This window comes from Peribacillus frigoritolerans, assembly GCF_004358755.1.
In the GTDB taxonomy this organism is placed as follows: domain Bacteria; phylum Bacillota; class Bacilli; order Bacillales; family Bacillaceae; genus Bacillus_P.
This window is the reverse complement of the sequence record NZ_SMZY01000001.1, coordinates 407,215-422,792: the sequence shown is the minus strand read 5'-3', so window position 1 is coordinate 422,792 and position 15,578 is coordinate 407,215. Positions and strand designations below refer to the sequence as shown.

Below are 15,578 nucleotides of genomic sequence, written 5' to 3'. Positions count from 1 at the left end.
TCATGTAAAATAACACAGAAACCGTGCTTTTATCAAGTAAAGCGTCTTGCTCATTCCCTTAAAAAATCTTTATTAAAGCTTGTGCCGCTTGTCTTATCATCTTCTAATTTGTCCACTTTCATCCCGCGTTTCACCATGCTGCCGCCATATCTTCTATTAATATCTTCAATGGTTTTGTAAAGCGGTTCTTTTTTGGCATCCTCCTGAAAAGAAAAAAGATCCAGCTGCTTATAAGCGTCCTCTTTCTGAACGAGATCCTGGCATGTGATGCCAAGAAGCCTGATCGGTTCACCTGTCCAATGTTTATCAAACAGAGCTTTAGCATGCGTAAGAATATCTTCTTTCTCGACAACGGGGTTGTTCAGCTTTTTACTTCGGGTAAATGTGCTTCGGTCAGAATAGCGAATTGTCGTGAAGATTTTCGTGCCGAGAACATCCTTCCGTTTCATTCTGCTGCTTACCGACTGGGACAGGCGGTTCAGTGTTTCATAAAGAATTCTCGGCTCTGTCGTATCTTTTGATAATGTAGTTGAATTTCCAATGCTTTTAAAATCATAGATAGAGTCAGGGTTTACCTCTCTGTCATCAATGCCATTCGCTCTTTTTTTCAGCCTCTCGCCATTAATTCCGAGAAGCTGCTTTAACCCGATCGCATCTGCATCTGCAAGGTCTTTTATTGTTTGAATGCCAATTGTTCTTAATTTATCCGCTGTTTTTTCGCCAACCCCATGCATCTCGCTTACTGGAAGCGGCCAAAGCGTTTTACCCAGTTCCCGCTTTCTGAGTACTGTGATGCCAAGCGGTTTTTTCATATTGGAGGCCATTTTGGCGAGAAATTTATTAGGAGCGACGCCGATGCTTGCAGGCAGCAAAAGTTCATCCATCAGCCTGTCCTGAATAGTCTTCGCGATTTGAAGAGGATTGCCCTCCTTTAAAAACTCCGTTAAATCCATATAACCTTCATCAATTGAAACGGGCTCTACCAGATGGGTAAACTCCCGCAAAAGATCGAACATGGCTTTTGAGGCTTTCCTGTAACGGTCAAATTTTGGTTTGCGCACAATCAGTTCAGGACAATGGCGTTTCGCCTGCCAAAGCGGCATAGTTGTTTTTACTCCCTTAGCCCTCGCCTCGTAACTGCAGGTAACCACAATTCCTTTTCTTTCTTCAACGTTCCCTGCAATGGCAAGCGGCTTTCCTCTGAGTTCGGGATCAAATGCCATTTCAACCGATGCATAAAAGCTGTTCATGTCCACATGAAGAATCACTTTGGGCCCGCTTTGCTCTTTCATTTCCGTTCAACTTCTTTCCAGACTGTTGTTAATCTTAAGTTTACCATAACAGCAGGAAACACCGCCAACGGAGATCGTTTTCACTCTGATCAGCACCCTGTTCAGCATAAAAAGATTGACAAGTTGCTGTTTGTCAGAGTAAATTATATCTTGTATGTTTTTTATTATACTGAACAAATGAATAACAAGCTTAATCCATCCAGAGCGGGGGAATCATGCAATTGGTAATCCAATTACCTTGGGGTGAATCCTTTAAACAAAGGCAGGGAACTCTCAATCCCGAATCCGACAGTTAACCTCGTATGCTTTATTGAGAGAAAGAACTTTAGTAAATTAAAGACCTTTCTTTTTTAAGATTGGTCTTTTTTTGTATTTTCAGACAACTTACAACTTAGAGGGGGTTCATACATGAAGAAATTTAAATTGGGACTGGCTTCCCAAATTTTCATCGGTTTGATTTTAGGGATTTTGGTAGGTGTTATTTGGTTTAACGATCCGCGCGTTGCAGCGTTCCTGCAGCCGCTTGGTGATTTATTTCTCCGCTTAATTAAAATGATCGTCATTCCAATTGTTATTTCCAGCTTAATTGTCGGTGTTGCCGGAGCAGGCAATGGAAAACACGTCGGAAGACTTGGCGGCAAAACAATCCTTTATTTTGAAATCATTACAACAGTTGCGATTGTTCTTGGCGTATTGCTTGCAAATGTCTTCCAGCCTGGACAAGGAGTTGACCTTGAGTCTGCTCAAAAGACAGATATCCAGCAGTATGTCGATACGTCTGAGGAGCAAAGTGAAAAAACGGTCGCCGAAACGTTCCTTCATATCGTTCCGACAAACTTCTTTAAATCTGTCGTTGAAGGAGACATGCTTGCAATTATCTTCTTCTCAGTCCTGTTTGGACTTGGTGTTGCAGCCATTGGAGAACGGGGAAAACCTGTCCTTCAGTTCTTTGACGGTGTCTCGCACGCGATGTTCCACGTCGTAAATCTCGTGATGAAAGTCGCTCCGATTGGTGTGTTTGCCCTGATTGGAGTAACCGTTTCAAAATTTGGCATTGATTCTCTGTTGTCTCTTGGAAAATTAGTTCTTTTGGTGTACGCTGCCCTGATTTTCTTTTTGATCGTTGTTTTAGGTGCAGTTGCCAAATGGGCAGGGGTTAATATCTTTTCACTCCTCCGCTACATTAAGGACGAATTGCTTCTGGCATTCAGTACTTCCAGCTCTGAAACCGTTCTTCCGAGAATCATGGAAAAGCTAGAAAAAATGGGTTGTCCTAAAGGAATCGTTTCTTTTGTCGTTCCGATAGGCTATACCTTCAACCTTGACGGATCTGTGCTCTATCAGGCAATCGCTGCTTTGTTCCTTGCTCAGGTTTACGGCATTGAATTGACAATTGTTCAGCAATTGACGCTGATCTTAGTCTTGATGGTCACTTCAAAAGGAATGGCTGCAGTTCCAGGCACATCATTCGTTGTCCTGCTTGCTACCCTTGGGACCATCGGTATTCCTGCAGAAGGACTTGCCTTTATTGCAGGTGTTGACCGCATCATGGACATGGCGCGTACGGTAGTAAACCTAGTTGGAAATACATTGGCTGCTATTGTCATGTCAAAATCAGAAGGAAAATACAACCGTATTAAAGCGGATGAAGTGATGAAAGCAAGTGCATAGAAATAATCTGCCCCCGGCGCTGCTGCCGGGGGTTTGTTATACAATCAGAAATTCCTAAAATGGAAGGATCCGCTGCTTAACTATCTATATTTAGGAGGATTCTCTTACCCTCTGAAATCGACATTCAGTTTTTGAGGGTACGATTCTCCAATCATAACAAAACACACCACTCAGCAATGAATAATGAATGGTGTGTTTTAATTTAATTCTATTCACTTGCACTCAACTTTATCAAACCCAAACCTTTCAAGAAACTCATTGTAGGCTTCCATTCTCCCAAGGATTTTTCCTTTCTCAAGTTCATTCATGTTATTCTGCAGTAGCTTGCAATTCTCCTCCGCTCTTGTTTTCACATAGGAAGCGATGGCGCTTTCATTAAATGTATTCATATTGATCACCTCACCTTAATATGGAAAGTACCCCGCTGCCCTCTTTGACAAACTATTATCAGCACATTCAAAAAAGCCCCTCACCTGTTAAAAGGCAAAGGACTAGGGCTTACTTCTTCCAATTTTTCTGAATAAATTCTTCTCTTCCAGACTCTTCTCTTTCTTGCTTATACTTATCGGGATTTTTAGCATAAAACTTTTGGTGATATTCTTCTGCAGGGTAAAAAGGTGCTGCAGGCAGGATTTCAGTGACAATCGGATTTTTAAAGCGGCCGCTCTCTTCAACTGCTGTTTTTGACTGTTCTGCTTTTAGCTTTTGCTCTTCTGTATGATAAAAAATGGCAGTGCGGTACTGGCTTCCTCTATCAAAAAACTGTCCGCCGTCATCAGTCGGATCAATTTGCGGCCAATACAGCTCAAGGAGGGTTTCGTACGAAAAGACATCTGGATCAAAGGTAATTTCGACAGCTTCCCTATGGCCTGTCTCACCTGTCTTAATTTGTTCATACGAGGGATTTCCCAAGGTTCCGCCTGTATAGCCTGAAACAACCTCAATGATTCCAGGCTGCTCGTCAAATGGCTTGACCATACACCAAAAACATCCTCCGGCAAACGTTGCTTTTTCTCTCTTATTCATGCATGACACCTCTATTTTCTAAATAAGAAACAGCAGGTGCAATCGCTGCGCCTGCCATTCTTTTGGGGTTATTCGCCTTTAGCTACTTCTTCAATGATAGCCAAAACAAGTTCAGCTGTTTTCACAAGCTCTTCTATCGGCATCTTTTCATTTGTTGTATGGATATCTTCGTATCCTACTGCCAAATTCACGGTTGGAATGTCAAATCCGGCAATCACATTGGCATCACTGCCTCCGCCGCTTGTTTGAAGCTCGCTTGTGCGTCCGATTGCTGCAGCCGCTTTTTTAGCGACTTCAACAACATGATCACCCTCGCCGAATTTAAATCCTGGATACATCACTTCAATATCCACTTCAGCTCGTCCGCCCATTTCTGCAGCAACGCTCTCAAAAGCTTCTTTCATTTTCGCCACTTGAGCTTCCATTTTCTCAGGAACCAAGGATCTTGCTTCAGCTAAAATATTCACATGATCGCAAACGATGTTAGTTTGCGTGCCTCCTTCAAAACGGCCAATATTAGCTGTTGTTTCTTGATCAATTCTGCCTAAGGGCATTTTTGCAATCGCTTTGGCTGCAATGGTAATCGCAGATACACCTTTTTCAGGAGCGACACCGGCATGAGCCGTTTTGCCAAAGATGGCTGCTTTTACTTTAGCCTGTGTTGGAGCAGCTACAATGATTGTGCCGACTTTACCATCACTGTCTAATGCATAACCGAATTTTGCAGTGATTTGAGACCCATCTAGAGCTTTTGCGCCTACAAGGCCAGATTCTTCACCGGCGGTAATAATAAATTCGATTTTCCCATGTGCGATATTATTTTCCTTTAAAACGCGGACGGCTTCAAGCATCGCGGATAAACCTGTTTTATCATCAGCACCTAAGATCGTCGTGCCATCTGTTACGATGTAATCATCTTTAATAGATGGCTTAATGCCTTTTCCAGGAACAACTGTATCCATATGTGACGTAAAGTAAATGGGATCTACTCCGTCCTTTACAGCATCCAAAGTACAAATTAGATTTCCTGCTCCGTGTCCAGTGATGCCGGTAGTATCATCTTCCACTACATGAACTCCAAGTGCTGAAAACTTTTCTTTTAATACTTTTGCTATTTCTGTTTCGAATTTCGTCTCTGAATCAATTTGCACAAGCTCCAGAAATTCATTAACTAAGCGGTCTTGATTAACCATATGTATTTCCTCCATAAATTGTATTAAAGCGGCATGTTTCCGTGCTTTTTGACAGGTCTTTGCTCCTGCTTTGTCCGCAGCATTTCAAGCGCTTGAATCAATTTGATTCTTGTATCCCGCGGATCAATGACATCATCGACCATGCCCTGACTTGCAGCAACATACGGATTAGCGAATTTCTCCCTGTATTCTTCAATTTTATTTGCTCTTGTTTCCTCAGGATTATCACTGTTTTCAATTTCTTTAGCGAAAATGATATTCGCAGCACCCTGAGGACCCATTACAGCAATCTCGGCATTCGGCCATGCAAACACAAGATCCGCCCCGATGGATTTGCTGTTCAGTGCAACATATGCTCCGCCGTAGGCTTTTCGCAAAATAACCGTCATTTTAGGAACGGTTGCTTCTGAATAGGCATATAAAATTTTAGCTCCGTGTCTGATGATTCCCCCATGCTCCTGCTTAATTCCAGGGAAAAATCCCGTTACATCTTCAAATGTAATAATCGGAATCTGGAAAGAATCACAAAAACGGATAAACCTGGAGGCTTTATCAGAAGAATCAATATCCAGTCCGCCCGCCATATATTTTGGCTGATTGCAGACAAGTCCTACGACTTCTCCTTTTATTCTTGCAAAACCGACGACAATATTTTTTGCAAAGTCCTTTTGCACCTCATAAAAAGAATCGGCATCCGCTACTTCTTGAATCACCACTCGAACATCATAAGGCCTGAGAGCATCAAATGGAATGCAGTCTGTCAGATTCGGACGATAATCTGAATGATTCTCAAACGGCATTATTGGTGCTTTTTCCTGATTATTCTGAGGTAAATAAGTGATTAATTTTCTCACCTGAGAAAGCACCTCTTCTTCTGTTTCACCAGAAAAATGGGCATTTCCGCTGATTGTATTATGTACTTTAGCTCCGCCTAAATCTTCAGAACTGATTTTTTCGCCTGTTACGGTTTCAATCACTTTAGGCCCTGTTATAAACATTTGACTCGTTTTCTCGACCATAAAGACAAAGTCTGTAATGGCAGGAGAATAGACGGCACCGCCTGCACAAGGACCAAGGATAACAGAAATTTGCGGAATAACACCTGAGTAGATGGTATTGCGGTAAAAAATCTGCCCATATCCATCTAATGATACCACACCTTCCTGAATTCTAGCACCTCCGGAGTCGTTGAGGCCAATGAAAGGCGTTCCGCTTTTCGCGGCAAGATCCATGACTGCAGCAATTTTTTTGGCGTGCATTTCTCCAAGAGCTCCGCCGAAAACAGTAAAATCCTGTGAGAATAAGTAGATTGGCCGCCCATGGACTTTGCCGTATCCTGTGACAACTCCGTCTCCAGGTCCTTTTTTTCCGCTAAGGCCAAAGTCATTGCAGCGGTGTTCAATAAAAGGATTCATCTCTACAAAAGTACCTTCATCTACTAATAGATCAATTCGTTCTCTCGCTGTCAGCTTTCCTTTTTCATGCTGTTTCTCAATGCGCTCATCTCCGCCGCCCATTTCCACTTCACGTCTTCGATCATACAGTTCATTTATTTTATCGAAAATATCTATGCTCATTGAACAGTACCCTCTCTCTTTTCACATAGTTCCACTAATACTCCATTTGCAGCTTTAGGATGCAAAAAAGCGATTGAAGCGCCGCCTGCACCGTTCCTTGGAGTTTCATCTATCATTTTCACTCCATTATTCCGTAAATCTTCAATCCGTTTCTTTATATCATCCACTCCTAAAGCCAAATGATGTATGCCTTCTCCCCGTTTTTCAATAAATTTGGCTACAGCACTGTCGTCTGAAGTGGGCTCAAGCAATTCAATTTTCGTCTCCCCGATTTTCAAAAAAGCCACTTTCACCTTCTGCTCTTCCACGTGCTCAATGCCCTGAAGCTGTAATCCGAGAGTCTTCTCATAAAACGGAAGCACCTCAGAAATGCAACGCACCGCTACCCCTATGTGATCTACCTTTTTAATCATCTCTTCCCTCCTCTTGTTGAAAACGCTTAACTCTTATGAACATGACTTACTTCTTTATATACTGTCAATATTCCTGCTGTTTCGACTAAAATGTGCAATTTTGTTCATAACTCCTCCCTTGTCCAGTCTAATTATTCACGTTAAAATATAGACAGAATCCTATTTAGGAGTGAAGATTATGTCTAAAAGATTTCAAAAATTGATTGTTTATTTGATGCTTGCTGTAATGATTGCAACAACATTACTTGCTGGGATGAGCATGTGGTTCTAATAAGAAATGCGGAGCCGATTGTTTAGCCCCGAAAGGCAGATAAGAATCCGGCAGTGAAGGCGCTTTTTGCCAATGCTTACGGATTTGTTCTGACCGAGGGGTTAGGAGGCGGAGCTGGACACCATGAATAACGGAACCGGCTGATGACCGGCATCTTATACTAAAAAAGGTGATTCCCTCATTGGGAAACACCTTTTTTCATTGCACCTTTTTCAGCAGCAATTTCTTCAAACGGCTTCTTGTTTTTTGTAATAAATACCTTTGTGCCGATTGGAATATGTTCAAACAGAATTTCTACTTCCTCATTATACATGCGCACACATCCCTGGGTCACAAAGGAACCAATCGAATCTTCATTATTCGTTCCATGAATGCCATACGTTCTGCCGTCAGAATTTTCTGCATCGAATCCAATCCATCTGGTCCCAAGCGGGTTTTTAGGATCGCCGCCCGGAATATTCTTTTTTCGGTAATACGGATCTGCCGCTTTCACAGTAATCGTGAATTCTCCTTCTGGTGTAAGCTCTTCATTTTTGCCTGTAGCCACGTCAAAGATTTTCACAACCTGACCATTATCTATATATGCAAGTTCGTTCGACTGCTTATTGATAATGACATATGGATCACCGACAGATGGATTTTCTCCGAGCGGCCAAAGCGGAGAGAGAAACAAGATGGAAAGAAGCAATATTTTCATGATGATTCACCCTTTTTTCTTTATGTTGCGCTGGAAGGATGAAATTCATGCTCTGCAGATATGCCTTTAAACTGACTTTTTATGACAAGATACTGCTCCATCTCCCGTACAAAGTGAAGGAGAGCGGCTCTTGCTTCAAATTCATCCCGTGATTCGGGAAGCGGCATTTCTTCAAAACTTTTTCTCATATGATGAAGCTTGACTAAAAACTTGTGTGCCGTATTACCAGGGTGTATCGCTTTTCTGACTTCCTGAATAAATTCAGCGATAATTTCGGCCTGATCCACCGTTACATTTACGGAAGTAATAATCGGAAGGACCCGTTCGATAATTTCAAATTGTTTTTCCCTCATTTTGAAATAGTGGTAGTAAAGATTTTCATGTCTCATAAAATGATTTTCGACATCTCTGAATGCCAGAGTTTTGGCTTCGTTTATTAAAAGAGCGGTCTCCGTTATTTCTTTTCCATCCCATGAACTATCGTTTGATAGTAAATACTCCTCAATTTCCAGAAAGATTTTCGAAAGATTATCTTCAATTTTCAGCTGATATTCCTTCAGCTTTTTATCAACACTCGGCATATAAAGGTTCATAATCAGGGCCACCCCTATCCCGGTTGAAACAAGCGCGATTTCATTTAAAACAAGACTGAGCGTAATATGTGAGGATGTGTATAAGTGCAAAATGATAACTGAACTGGTCACAATCCCTTCTTTTGCACGAACAATCACTGTCACAGGAATAAAGAACAGTAAAAGAAGACCGATAACAAAAGGATAATAGCCAATTCCTTCAAAGAAGACAAATGAAAAGAGAATGGCAATTAAACAGGCAAAAAATCTTGCCCAGGAAGTCTGCAATGATTTCTTCTTTGTAACCTGAATACAGAGAATCGTCAGTATCCCGGCTGATGCGAAATTATCGAGCTGAAACAGCTGTGCCAGACTGATGGCAATCGCTGCTCCAAATGCAGTTTTAAGCGTGCGGTATCCGATTTTAAACATTTTCTTGCCCCTTGCTTCAACATTCTGTTTGTTAGTGTAACCAAATTGAAAAATGATTTTTGAATAAGTCTTATGTATGCTGCTGCGGTTTTTTAAATGAACTGCTCATTTAATGGTGTTTCTTTTGAAATTAATATGTATAAATGAATACGGCCAAACCTTTTAAAAAACAAAAAAGAAAAAGATGATCATTATGATCACCTTTCACTTTAGGATTATAGCATTTTTTCAAGGAAAATTTGAGCACGTTTCGTTTTAGGATTTGTAAAAAATTCCTTAGGCGGTGCATCTTCAACTAAAATGCCCTCATCCAAAAAGAGGACTCTGTCTGCTACTTCTCTTGCGAATCCCATTTCATGGGTTACAATCGCCATCGTCATACCCGAGAACGCAAGATTTTTCATAACCTCCAATACTTCCTTTACCATCTCTGGATCAAGAGCAGAGGTAGGTTCATCAAAAAGCATAACCTCGGGGTTCATTGCAAGCGCCCTTGCAATCGCAACCCGCTGCTTTTGTCCGCCTGATAACCTGCTTGGATATTCGTGAGCTTTTTCAGCAAGACCTACTTTCTTTAAAAGCTCGTGACCCTGTGCCTCTGCTTCCTTTCTGGAAGTTCCCTTAACCGTTAATGGAGCGTATGTTAAGTTTTCCAAAACGGTTTTGTGAGGAAAAAGATGAAAATGCTGAAAAACCATTCCGACATTTTGACGAACTTTATTGATATCTGTTTTTGGATTTGTAATATCATGATCCTTAATCCAGACATGTCCGTCTGTTGGATCTTCCAAACGATTCAAACAGCGCAAAAAGGTGGATTTTCCTGAGCCTGAAGGTCCGATAATCGCGACAACCTCTTTTTCAGCAATTGATGTGGTAATTCCTTTAAGCACTTCTAACTTACCAAATGACTTATGAAGATTTTCTACTTTAATCACTGCGCGCCATTCTCCTTTCAACGAGTTTGCCAAGGAGCGTTAAGATGATAACCATGACATAATAGATTAAACCCGCAATTAAGATCGGTTCAAAATAACGGTATGTTTGTCCTCCGACAATATACGAACTTCTCATGATATCCTGTACACCAATGATTGTTACAATAGCAGATTCTTTTGTCAGCGTAATGAACTCATTCATCAGTGCAGGAAGAATATTTTTGATGGCCTGAGGAAAAATGATATCTTTCATCATTTTTGAGTAAGGAACACCAAGAGCCATTGCAGCTTCGCGCTGCCCTTTATCGATTGCCATGATGCCTGCTCTGATAACCTCAGAAATGTATGCGCCTGAATTCAGGGCAAATGTTGCAACTGCTGCAGGATAAGGATCAATCTCAAAGCCAAGTATTTGCGGTGCACCATAATAAATGATTAATAATTGCAAGATGAGCGGCGTGCCGCGAAAAACGGATGTATATGCATCTGCAATCCACATCAGCGGCTTAATTCTGCTGATCTTAAGCAGAGCAAGAATGACAGCTAGAATAAATCCAATTAAAGCAGAAAGTCCTACAATTTTCAATGTAACAGGTATCCCCTGAAGAATAAAAGGTATGGAAGGGGCTATAGCCGGAAAATCCAGATTCATTTTTCAAGACACTCCTTTCTGTATAAGGAAATAAAAAACGTTCAACAATCGTTCCGTTGAACGTTTTTTTAAAGTTAACTTATTTTTCTTCTCCGCCGAACCATTTCACGACTAATTTTTCAAGCTCGCCGTTTTCTTTCATTTCCTGAAGAACTTTGTTGAACTCTTCCGTATGTTTACTGTCTTTAGGGAAAGCAATCGCAGAACCTGCTTCCTCTGTTTCCCCGTCTTCAATTACCACGCCTTCTAGTTCTTTATCCTTTTCAAAATAGCCTTTTGCTACTGTGTCTTCAATAATTGCTGCATCAAAACGGCCTGATTTCATTTCTTGAATCAGTTCAGGAATTCTGTTGCGGTTTTCAACTTTGATGCTTACCTCTTCAGCGATTTCCTCCGCTTTGCCTTCTTGAATTGAAGCAAGCTGAACGCCAACTGTCTTTCCTTCTAAATCTTCAACAGATTTAATGCCGCTGCCTTTTGGAGAGACGATCATATGTTTAGCTGTATAGTATACATCTGAAAAATCCACGCTTTTTTTGCGTTCTTCCGTTGGTGTCATCCCTGCTAAAACAATGTCAGCCTTGTTAGCCTGAAGTGCCGGGATTAAACCAGTAAAATCCATGTCCTGAACTTCAATTTCATAGCCAAGCTCTTTGCCGATTGCTTTGGCAAGGTCGATGTCAAATCCAATGATTTCGCTCCCTTTAGCAGTGTCAATGTACTCAAAAGGAGGATAATCTGCAGATGTTGCCATTTTCAACACTTTTTTCTCTTCTCCAGATCCATTGTCTGAAGATCCGCATGCAGCAAGAACTCCAATTACTAAAATCGAAATCACAAATAATAACAGCTTCTTCATTTTCTTCCCCCTATAGTTTTCTTAAAATTCTAAATTTATTAATATTATCTTCTATAGAATAATATTTTACAAGTGTTTTTTTACGAATAAATATCCGAATAAATGTATTTTAACACAGACTTATAAATATGCAATATCTAGTTCAATAATTTATTTTTATGCAAAAATATTATATTGGAAAAGAATGTTAAACTTTTCGGAAATATAAAAAACCACAAAAAAAAACTGCCGTAAAAACGGCAGTTTAGATTTCTTCGCAATGCTGATCAAAAGCTTCTTGAAGCTTTGCTACAACACTCATGGGATCGTGTCCTTCGATTTCATGGCGCTCAACCATAGCCACAAGTTTGCCGTCTTTTAACAGGGCAAACGATGGTGAAGAAGGCGGATAACCAGTGAAATGCTCTCTTGCATAAGCAGTTGCTTCTTTATCCTGTCCTGCAAACACAGTGACAAGGCGGTCAGGTCTTTTATCATAATGAACAGAGTGAGCTGCTGCAGGTCTTGCAATACCCCCTGCACAGCCGCATACAGAGTTGACCATCACAAGAGTTGTTCCTTCTTGCTTAAATGTTTCTTCCACCTCTTCAGGTGTAGTTAATTCTGTATATCCTGCAGCCGTGATTTCTTTTCTTGCCTGTGCGACTACATCATTCATAAACATATTAAAATCGATATTCACGTTATAACCTCTCCTTTATTGACAATACATACAGTTTACCAATAGTTGCGGCAAATGACCACTGAAATGCGGAACGGACTTTTCAGCGCAGGAAGACAGATAAATTTAATCTTCGGGAGAAAAGCACTTATCTGCTTAAAAAAGCAGAGATCAGCTCTTTTACACTTCCTGAAACCGGACGCTTTCCTTCTACCACATCTTTTTCATAGCTCTGCATATTGCCTTTTATAAAAGTATGCTGAAAAAAATGATGCTTCAGCTGTTCCTCAATCATCTCATAGAGCCATTCCTTCTGCTGAAGCTTCCTTCTGCCTTCGAACATTCCGCTTTCTCTTGTTTTCTGTGCAAAAACATTGATTGTCTCCCATATTTCCTGTATCCCTGTTTCATGTAGGGAAGAAGCAGTGACTGCTTTCGTTTCCCAGCCTTGTGTATAGGATTTTAGAAAATGAAGAATATGATTGTACTCATGCTCAGCTTTTTTTGCATGATCACGATTATCACCATCAGCTTTATTGACGACCACAAGATCGGGAAGCTCCATAATGCCTTTTTTCATCGTCTGCAGCTCATCTCCGGCACCTGTCAAAACCAATAGGAGGAAAAAATCAACCATCCCTCTTATGGCAAACTCACCCTGTCCGACACCAACCGTTTCAACAAGGATCACATCATACCCTGCTGCCTCGCAAACAATGATGGATTCCCTTGTTTTCCGTGTGACTCCTCCAAGTGTTCCGCTTGATGGAGAAGGCCTGATAAAGGCATCCGGATTGCGTGAGAGCCTCTCCATTCTCGTTTTATCTCCCAGTATACTGCCTTTTGAAACTTGGCTGCTCGGATCGACAGCAAGTACAGCCACTTTATGTCCGAGACTGCACAAATACGTCCCGAAAGAATCAATGAAAGTGCTCTTTCCTGCACCAGGGACCCCTGTTATCCCGATTCGTATCGAGGAGGTCTCTTTTTGCTGCAGTTCTTCAATCATTTCCTGCGCTTTTTCAAAATGCTTTTCGGCATTGCTTTCCACTAGAGTAATAGCCTGGGCAACAGCCACTCTGTCGCCATTGAGAACCCCTTCGATATAGTGCTCTGCACTCTTTTCCATACTTCCCGCTTTTTTACGCTTTTGAGGACTTCCTGTCATTCCTCTGCATCCTCATAGCCAAGTCTTTCGTAAATCTTCTCAAGCATAACTTTTGCTGCATTCGGAATAACAGTTCCTGGTCCAAATATAGCAGAAGCCCCGCTGTTTAATAAAAATTCATAATCCTGATATGGAATAACTCCTCCGACAATCACGACAATATCTTCTCTGCCTAGTGCCTTCAGTTCTTTTATCAATTGCGGAAGAAGGGTTTTGTGGCCTGCAGCAAGAGAACTCATGCCGACAATATGAACATCATTTTCAACTGCCTGGGCAGCTGTTTCCGCCGGTGTTTGGAATAATGGACCAATATCCACATCAAAACCGAGATCTGCATATGCCGTTGCCACAACCTTTGCACCGCGGTCATGACCATCCTGTCCCATCTTGGCGATTAAGATGCGGGGTCTTCTTCCTTCCAGCTCGGAAAATTCATCCGTCATTCTTCTTACACTTTCGATTTCTTCTTCATTAGAAAATTCAGAGCTGTACACTCCGCTGATGGAACGGATCACTGCCTGATGCCGTTTAGATGCCTTTTCGACCGCATCGGAAATTTCGCCTAAAGTTGCTCTTGCTCTCGCTGCCTCAACAGCAAGTGCAAGCAAATTCCCTTCTCCGCTTCTGACAGCCTCTGTTAATGCTTCAAGTGCCAGGTCCACCCTGCCCTGATTACGTGCCTCTTTCAAAGTCTGAAGCCTTTCAATCTGTTTTCTTCTTACGATTGTGTTATCAATATTTAAAATTTCAATTGGGTCTTCTTCCTCCACTTGAAATTTATTGACGCCTATAATTGTTTCCGTTCCCGAATCTATCTTAGCCTGACGTTTAGCTGCCGCTTCTTCAATTTTCATTTTAGGAAGCCCTGTTTCAATCGCATTAGCCATTCCGCCAAGGTTTTCCACCTCTTCAATATGCGCCCACGCCTTATCCATCAGCTGTTTTGTAAGAGATTCTACATAATAAGAACCCCCCCATGGATCGATTACATCGCATATACCGGTTTCCTGCTGCAAATAAAGCTGAGTGTTTCTGGCAATACGTGCTGAAAAATCAGTTGGAAGTGCGATGGCTTCATCCAGTGCATTTGTATGCAGTGACTGGGTGTGGCCCATAACAGCAGCATGCGCTTCAATGCAAGTTCTGACAACATTGTTAAACGGATCCTGTGCTGTCAAACTCCAGCCTGAAGTTTGGGAATGTGTTCTGAGAGCCAGTGATTTAGGGTTTTTAGGATTAAATTCTTTGACAATTTTGGCCCACATTAACCTTGCCGCCCTCATCTTTGCAACTTCCATAAAATAATTCATGCCGATTGCCCAAAAAAAGGAAAGTCTCGGAGCGAATTGATCAATATCAAGGCCTGCTTTTAACCCTGTCCGAATATATTCAAGTCCGTCAGCCAATGTATAAGCAAGCTCGATATCCGCTGTAGCCCCCGCTTCCTGCATATGATAGCCGGAAATACTGATGCTGTTGAATTTAGGCATATTTTTCGCCGTATATTCAAATATATCCCCGATAATCCTCATTGATGTTTCTGGAGGATAAATGTATGTATTCCGGACCATATATTCTTTTAAAATGTCATTTTGAATCGTACCTGCCAGTTTCTCTTTAGAAACTCCCTGTTCCTCAGCTGTCACAATATAAAACGCCATGATAGGCAGAACAGCTCCGTTCATCGTCATCGAAACTGACATTTGATCCAGCGGAATCTCATCAAAAAGGATTTTCATATCAAGAATGGAGTCAATAGCCACGCCTGCTTTCCCTACATCCCCTTCAACTCGCGGGTGATCAGAATCGTATCCTCTGTGGGTCGCGAGGTCAAAAGCAACGGATAAACCCTTTTGCCCCATGGCTAAATTCCGTCGGTAGAAAGCATTGCTGTCTTCTGCGGTTGAAAAACCGGCATACTGCCTGATTGTCCATGGTCTGTTCACATACATAGTTGAATATGGCCCTCTTAGAAAAGGCGCAATGCCCGGATAGCTGTCCAAATAAGGCATATTTTTTCGGTCTTCTGAGGTATAAGAAGCTTTTAAGGGAATCCCTTCATTCGATTGAAAAGGTTCGGCAGCATGAACGTTTTCAGGATTTTCGGTAAAACTGCCTCTGATCAATTCTACATTCGCAAGATTAATTCGAGTCAT

General features: G+C 41.6%; 16 protein-coding genes and 1 riboswitch. Of the genes, 2 read left to right on the top strand and 14 right to left on the bottom strand.

From position 1 onward, the window contains the following. Nucleotides 1–50: 50 nt before the first annotated feature. Entirely contained in the window at nt 51–1,292 is a 1,242-nt protein-coding gene (locus E2R53_RS02085; protein ID WP_133310180.1) for a DNA polymerase IV, read from the bottom strand. 177 nt (nt 1,293–1,469) lie between these two features. Next, nucleotides 1,470–1,614: riboswitch (cyclic di-AMP (ydaO/yuaA leader) on the top strand. Between the two features lie 86 nt (nt 1,615–1,700). Here E2R53_RS02085 and E2R53_RS02080 point away from each other — a divergent pair. Next, complete coding sequence (locus E2R53_RS02080) at nt 1,701–2,963, top strand: cation:dicarboxylate symporter family transporter (RefSeq protein ID WP_133310179.1); 1,263 nt, start codon at nt 1,701–1,703, stop codon at nt 2,961–2,963. Between the two features lie 212 nt (nt 2,964–3,175). Here E2R53_RS02080 and E2R53_RS23030 read toward each other — a convergent pair whose 3' ends face one another. The 5 genes from E2R53_RS23030 to mce form a co-directional block, all read right to left on the bottom strand. Further along, nucleotides 3,176–3,352, bottom strand: coding sequence for a hypothetical protein (locus E2R53_RS23030; RefSeq protein WP_165970857.1), 177 nt, complete (start codon nt 3,350–3,352; stop codon nt 3,176–3,178). 109 nt (nt 3,353–3,461) lie between these two features. Next, on the bottom strand, nt 3,462–3,989 hold the full coding sequence (gene msrA / locus E2R53_RS02075; protein ID WP_133310178.1) for a peptide-methionine (S)-S-oxide reductase MsrA: 528 nt from the start codon (nt 3,987–3,989) through the stop codon (nt 3,462–3,464). 68 nt (nt 3,990–4,057) lie between these two features. After that, nucleotides 4,058–5,182, bottom strand: coding sequence for a M20/M25/M40 family metallo-hydrolase (locus E2R53_RS02070; protein ID WP_133310177.1), 1,125 nt, complete (start codon nt 5,180–5,182; stop codon nt 4,058–4,060). Nucleotides 5,183–5,205: 23 nt separating this feature from the next. Continuing rightward, nucleotides 5,206–6,753, bottom strand: a complete 1,548-nt coding sequence (locus E2R53_RS02065; protein WP_133311116.1) for an acyl-CoA carboxylase subunit beta — start codon at nt 6,751–6,753, stop codon at nt 5,206–5,208. A 2-nt stretch (nt 6,754–6,755) separates the two neighbouring features. Then, entirely contained in the window at nt 6,756–7,172 is a 417-nt protein-coding gene (gene mce / locus E2R53_RS02060; RefSeq protein WP_133310176.1) for a methylmalonyl-CoA epimerase, read from the bottom strand. Between the two features lie 178 nt (nt 7,173–7,350). Between mce and prli42 the strand changes: the two genes are divergently transcribed. Then, nucleotides 7,351–7,443, top strand: a complete 93-nt coding sequence (prli42, locus tag E2R53_RS23025) for a stressosome-associated protein Prli42 (RefSeq protein ID WP_165970856.1) — start codon at nt 7,351–7,353, stop codon at nt 7,441–7,443. A gap of 178 nt (nt 7,444–7,621) precedes the next feature. Here the strand turns inward: prli42 and E2R53_RS02055 are convergent, their stop codons facing one another. The 8 genes from E2R53_RS02055 to scpA all read right to left on the bottom strand — a co-directional run bounded on the left by E2R53_RS02055 (nt 7,622) and on the right by scpA (nt 15,578). Next, the gene (locus E2R53_RS02055; protein WP_133310175.1) at nt 7,622–8,140 is read right to left on the bottom strand and encodes a L,D-transpeptidase; all 519 of its coding nucleotides are present in this window, start codon (nt 8,138–8,140) and stop codon (nt 7,622–7,624) included. A 20-nt stretch (nt 8,141–8,160) separates the two neighbouring features. After that, complete coding sequence (locus E2R53_RS02050; protein WP_133310174.1) at nt 8,161–9,144, bottom strand: aromatic acid exporter family protein; 984 nt, start codon at nt 9,142–9,144, stop codon at nt 8,161–8,163. Between the two features lie 215 nt (nt 9,145–9,359). Further along, on the bottom strand, nt 9,360–10,082 hold the full coding sequence (locus E2R53_RS02045; protein WP_133310173.1) for an amino acid ABC transporter ATP-binding protein: 723 nt from the start codon (nt 10,080–10,082) through the stop codon (nt 9,360–9,362). Beyond that, complete coding sequence (locus tag E2R53_RS02040) at nt 10,075–10,734, bottom strand: amino acid ABC transporter permease (protein WP_070876687.1); 660 nt, start codon at nt 10,732–10,734, stop codon at nt 10,075–10,077. The genes E2R53_RS02045 and E2R53_RS02040 overlap by 8 nt, the downstream gene beginning before the upstream one ends. A gap of 79 nt (nt 10,735–10,813) precedes the next feature. Then, nucleotides 10,814–11,593 (bottom strand): transporter substrate-binding domain-containing protein, encoded by a 780-nt coding sequence (locus E2R53_RS02035; RefSeq protein WP_133310172.1) that lies wholly within the window; start codon nt 11,591–11,593, stop codon nt 10,814–10,816. A 244-nt stretch (nt 11,594–11,837) separates the two neighbouring features. After that, nucleotides 11,838–12,275 carry a BrxA/BrxB family bacilliredoxin gene (locus tag E2R53_RS02030; RefSeq protein WP_133310171.1) on the bottom strand — a complete coding sequence of 146 codons (438 nt, stop codon included), beginning with the start codon at nt 12,273–12,275 and terminating at the stop codon, nt 11,838–11,840. 127 nt (nt 12,276–12,402) lie between these two features. After that, nucleotides 12,403–13,422, bottom strand: a complete 1,020-nt coding sequence (meaB, locus tag E2R53_RS02025) for a methylmalonyl Co-A mutase-associated GTPase MeaB (protein WP_133310170.1) — start codon at nt 13,420–13,422, stop codon at nt 12,403–12,405. Then, entirely contained in the window at nt 13,419–15,578 is a 2,160-nt protein-coding gene (gene scpA / locus E2R53_RS02020) for a methylmalonyl-CoA mutase (protein WP_133310169.1), read from the bottom strand. The genes meaB and scpA overlap by 4 nt, the downstream gene beginning before the upstream one ends.

Excerpts from the sequence above, each read along its gene's own strand:
- meaB (WP_133310170.1), bottom strand. The coding sequence starts at position 13,422 with ATGACAGGAAGTCCTCAAAAGCGTAAAAAAGCGGGAAGTATGGAAAAG.
- E2R53_RS02050 (WP_133310174.1), bottom strand. The coding sequence starts at position 9,144 with ATGTTTAAAATCGGATACCGCACGCTTAAAACTGCATTTGGAGCAGCG.
- E2R53_RS02070 (WP_133310177.1), bottom strand. The coding sequence starts at position 5,182 with ATGGTTAATCAAGACCGCTTAGTTAATGAATTTCTGGAGCTTGTGCAA.
- prli42 (WP_165970856.1), top strand. The coding sequence starts at position 7,351 with ATGTCTAAAAGATTTCAAAAATTGATTGTTTATTTGATGCTTGCTGTA.
- E2R53_RS23030 (WP_165970857.1), bottom strand. The coding sequence starts at position 3,352 with ATGAATACATTTAATGAAAGCGCCATCGCTTCCTATGTGAAAACAAGA.
- scpA (WP_133310169.1), bottom strand. The coding sequence starts at position 15,578 with ATGACTCGAATTAATCTTGCGAATGTAGAATTGATCAGAGGCAGTTTT.
- msrA (WP_133310178.1), bottom strand. The coding sequence starts at position 3,989 with ATGAATAAGAGAGAAAAAGCAACGTTTGCCGGAGGATGTTTTTGGTGT.
- E2R53_RS02040 (WP_070876687.1), bottom strand. The coding sequence starts at position 10,734 with ATGAATCTGGATTTTCCGGCTATAGCCCCTTCCATACCTTTTATTCTT.
- E2R53_RS02055 (WP_133310175.1), bottom strand. The coding sequence starts at position 8,140 with ATGAAAATATTGCTTCTTTCCATCTTGTTTCTCTCTCCGCTTTGGCCG.
- E2R53_RS02080 (WP_133310179.1), top strand. The coding sequence starts at position 1,701 with ATGAAGAAATTTAAATTGGGACTGGCTTCCCAAATTTTCATCGGTTTG.
- mce (WP_133310176.1), bottom strand. The coding sequence starts at position 7,172 with ATGATTAAAAAGGTAGATCACATAGGGGTAGCGGTGCGTTGCATTTCT.
- E2R53_RS02035 (WP_133310172.1), bottom strand. The coding sequence starts at position 11,593 with ATGAAGAAGCTGTTATTATTTGTGATTTCGATTTTAGTAATTGGAGTT.
- E2R53_RS02085 (WP_133310180.1), bottom strand. The coding sequence starts at position 1,292 with ATGAAAGAGCAAAGCGGGCCCAAAGTGATTCTTCATGTGGACATGAAC.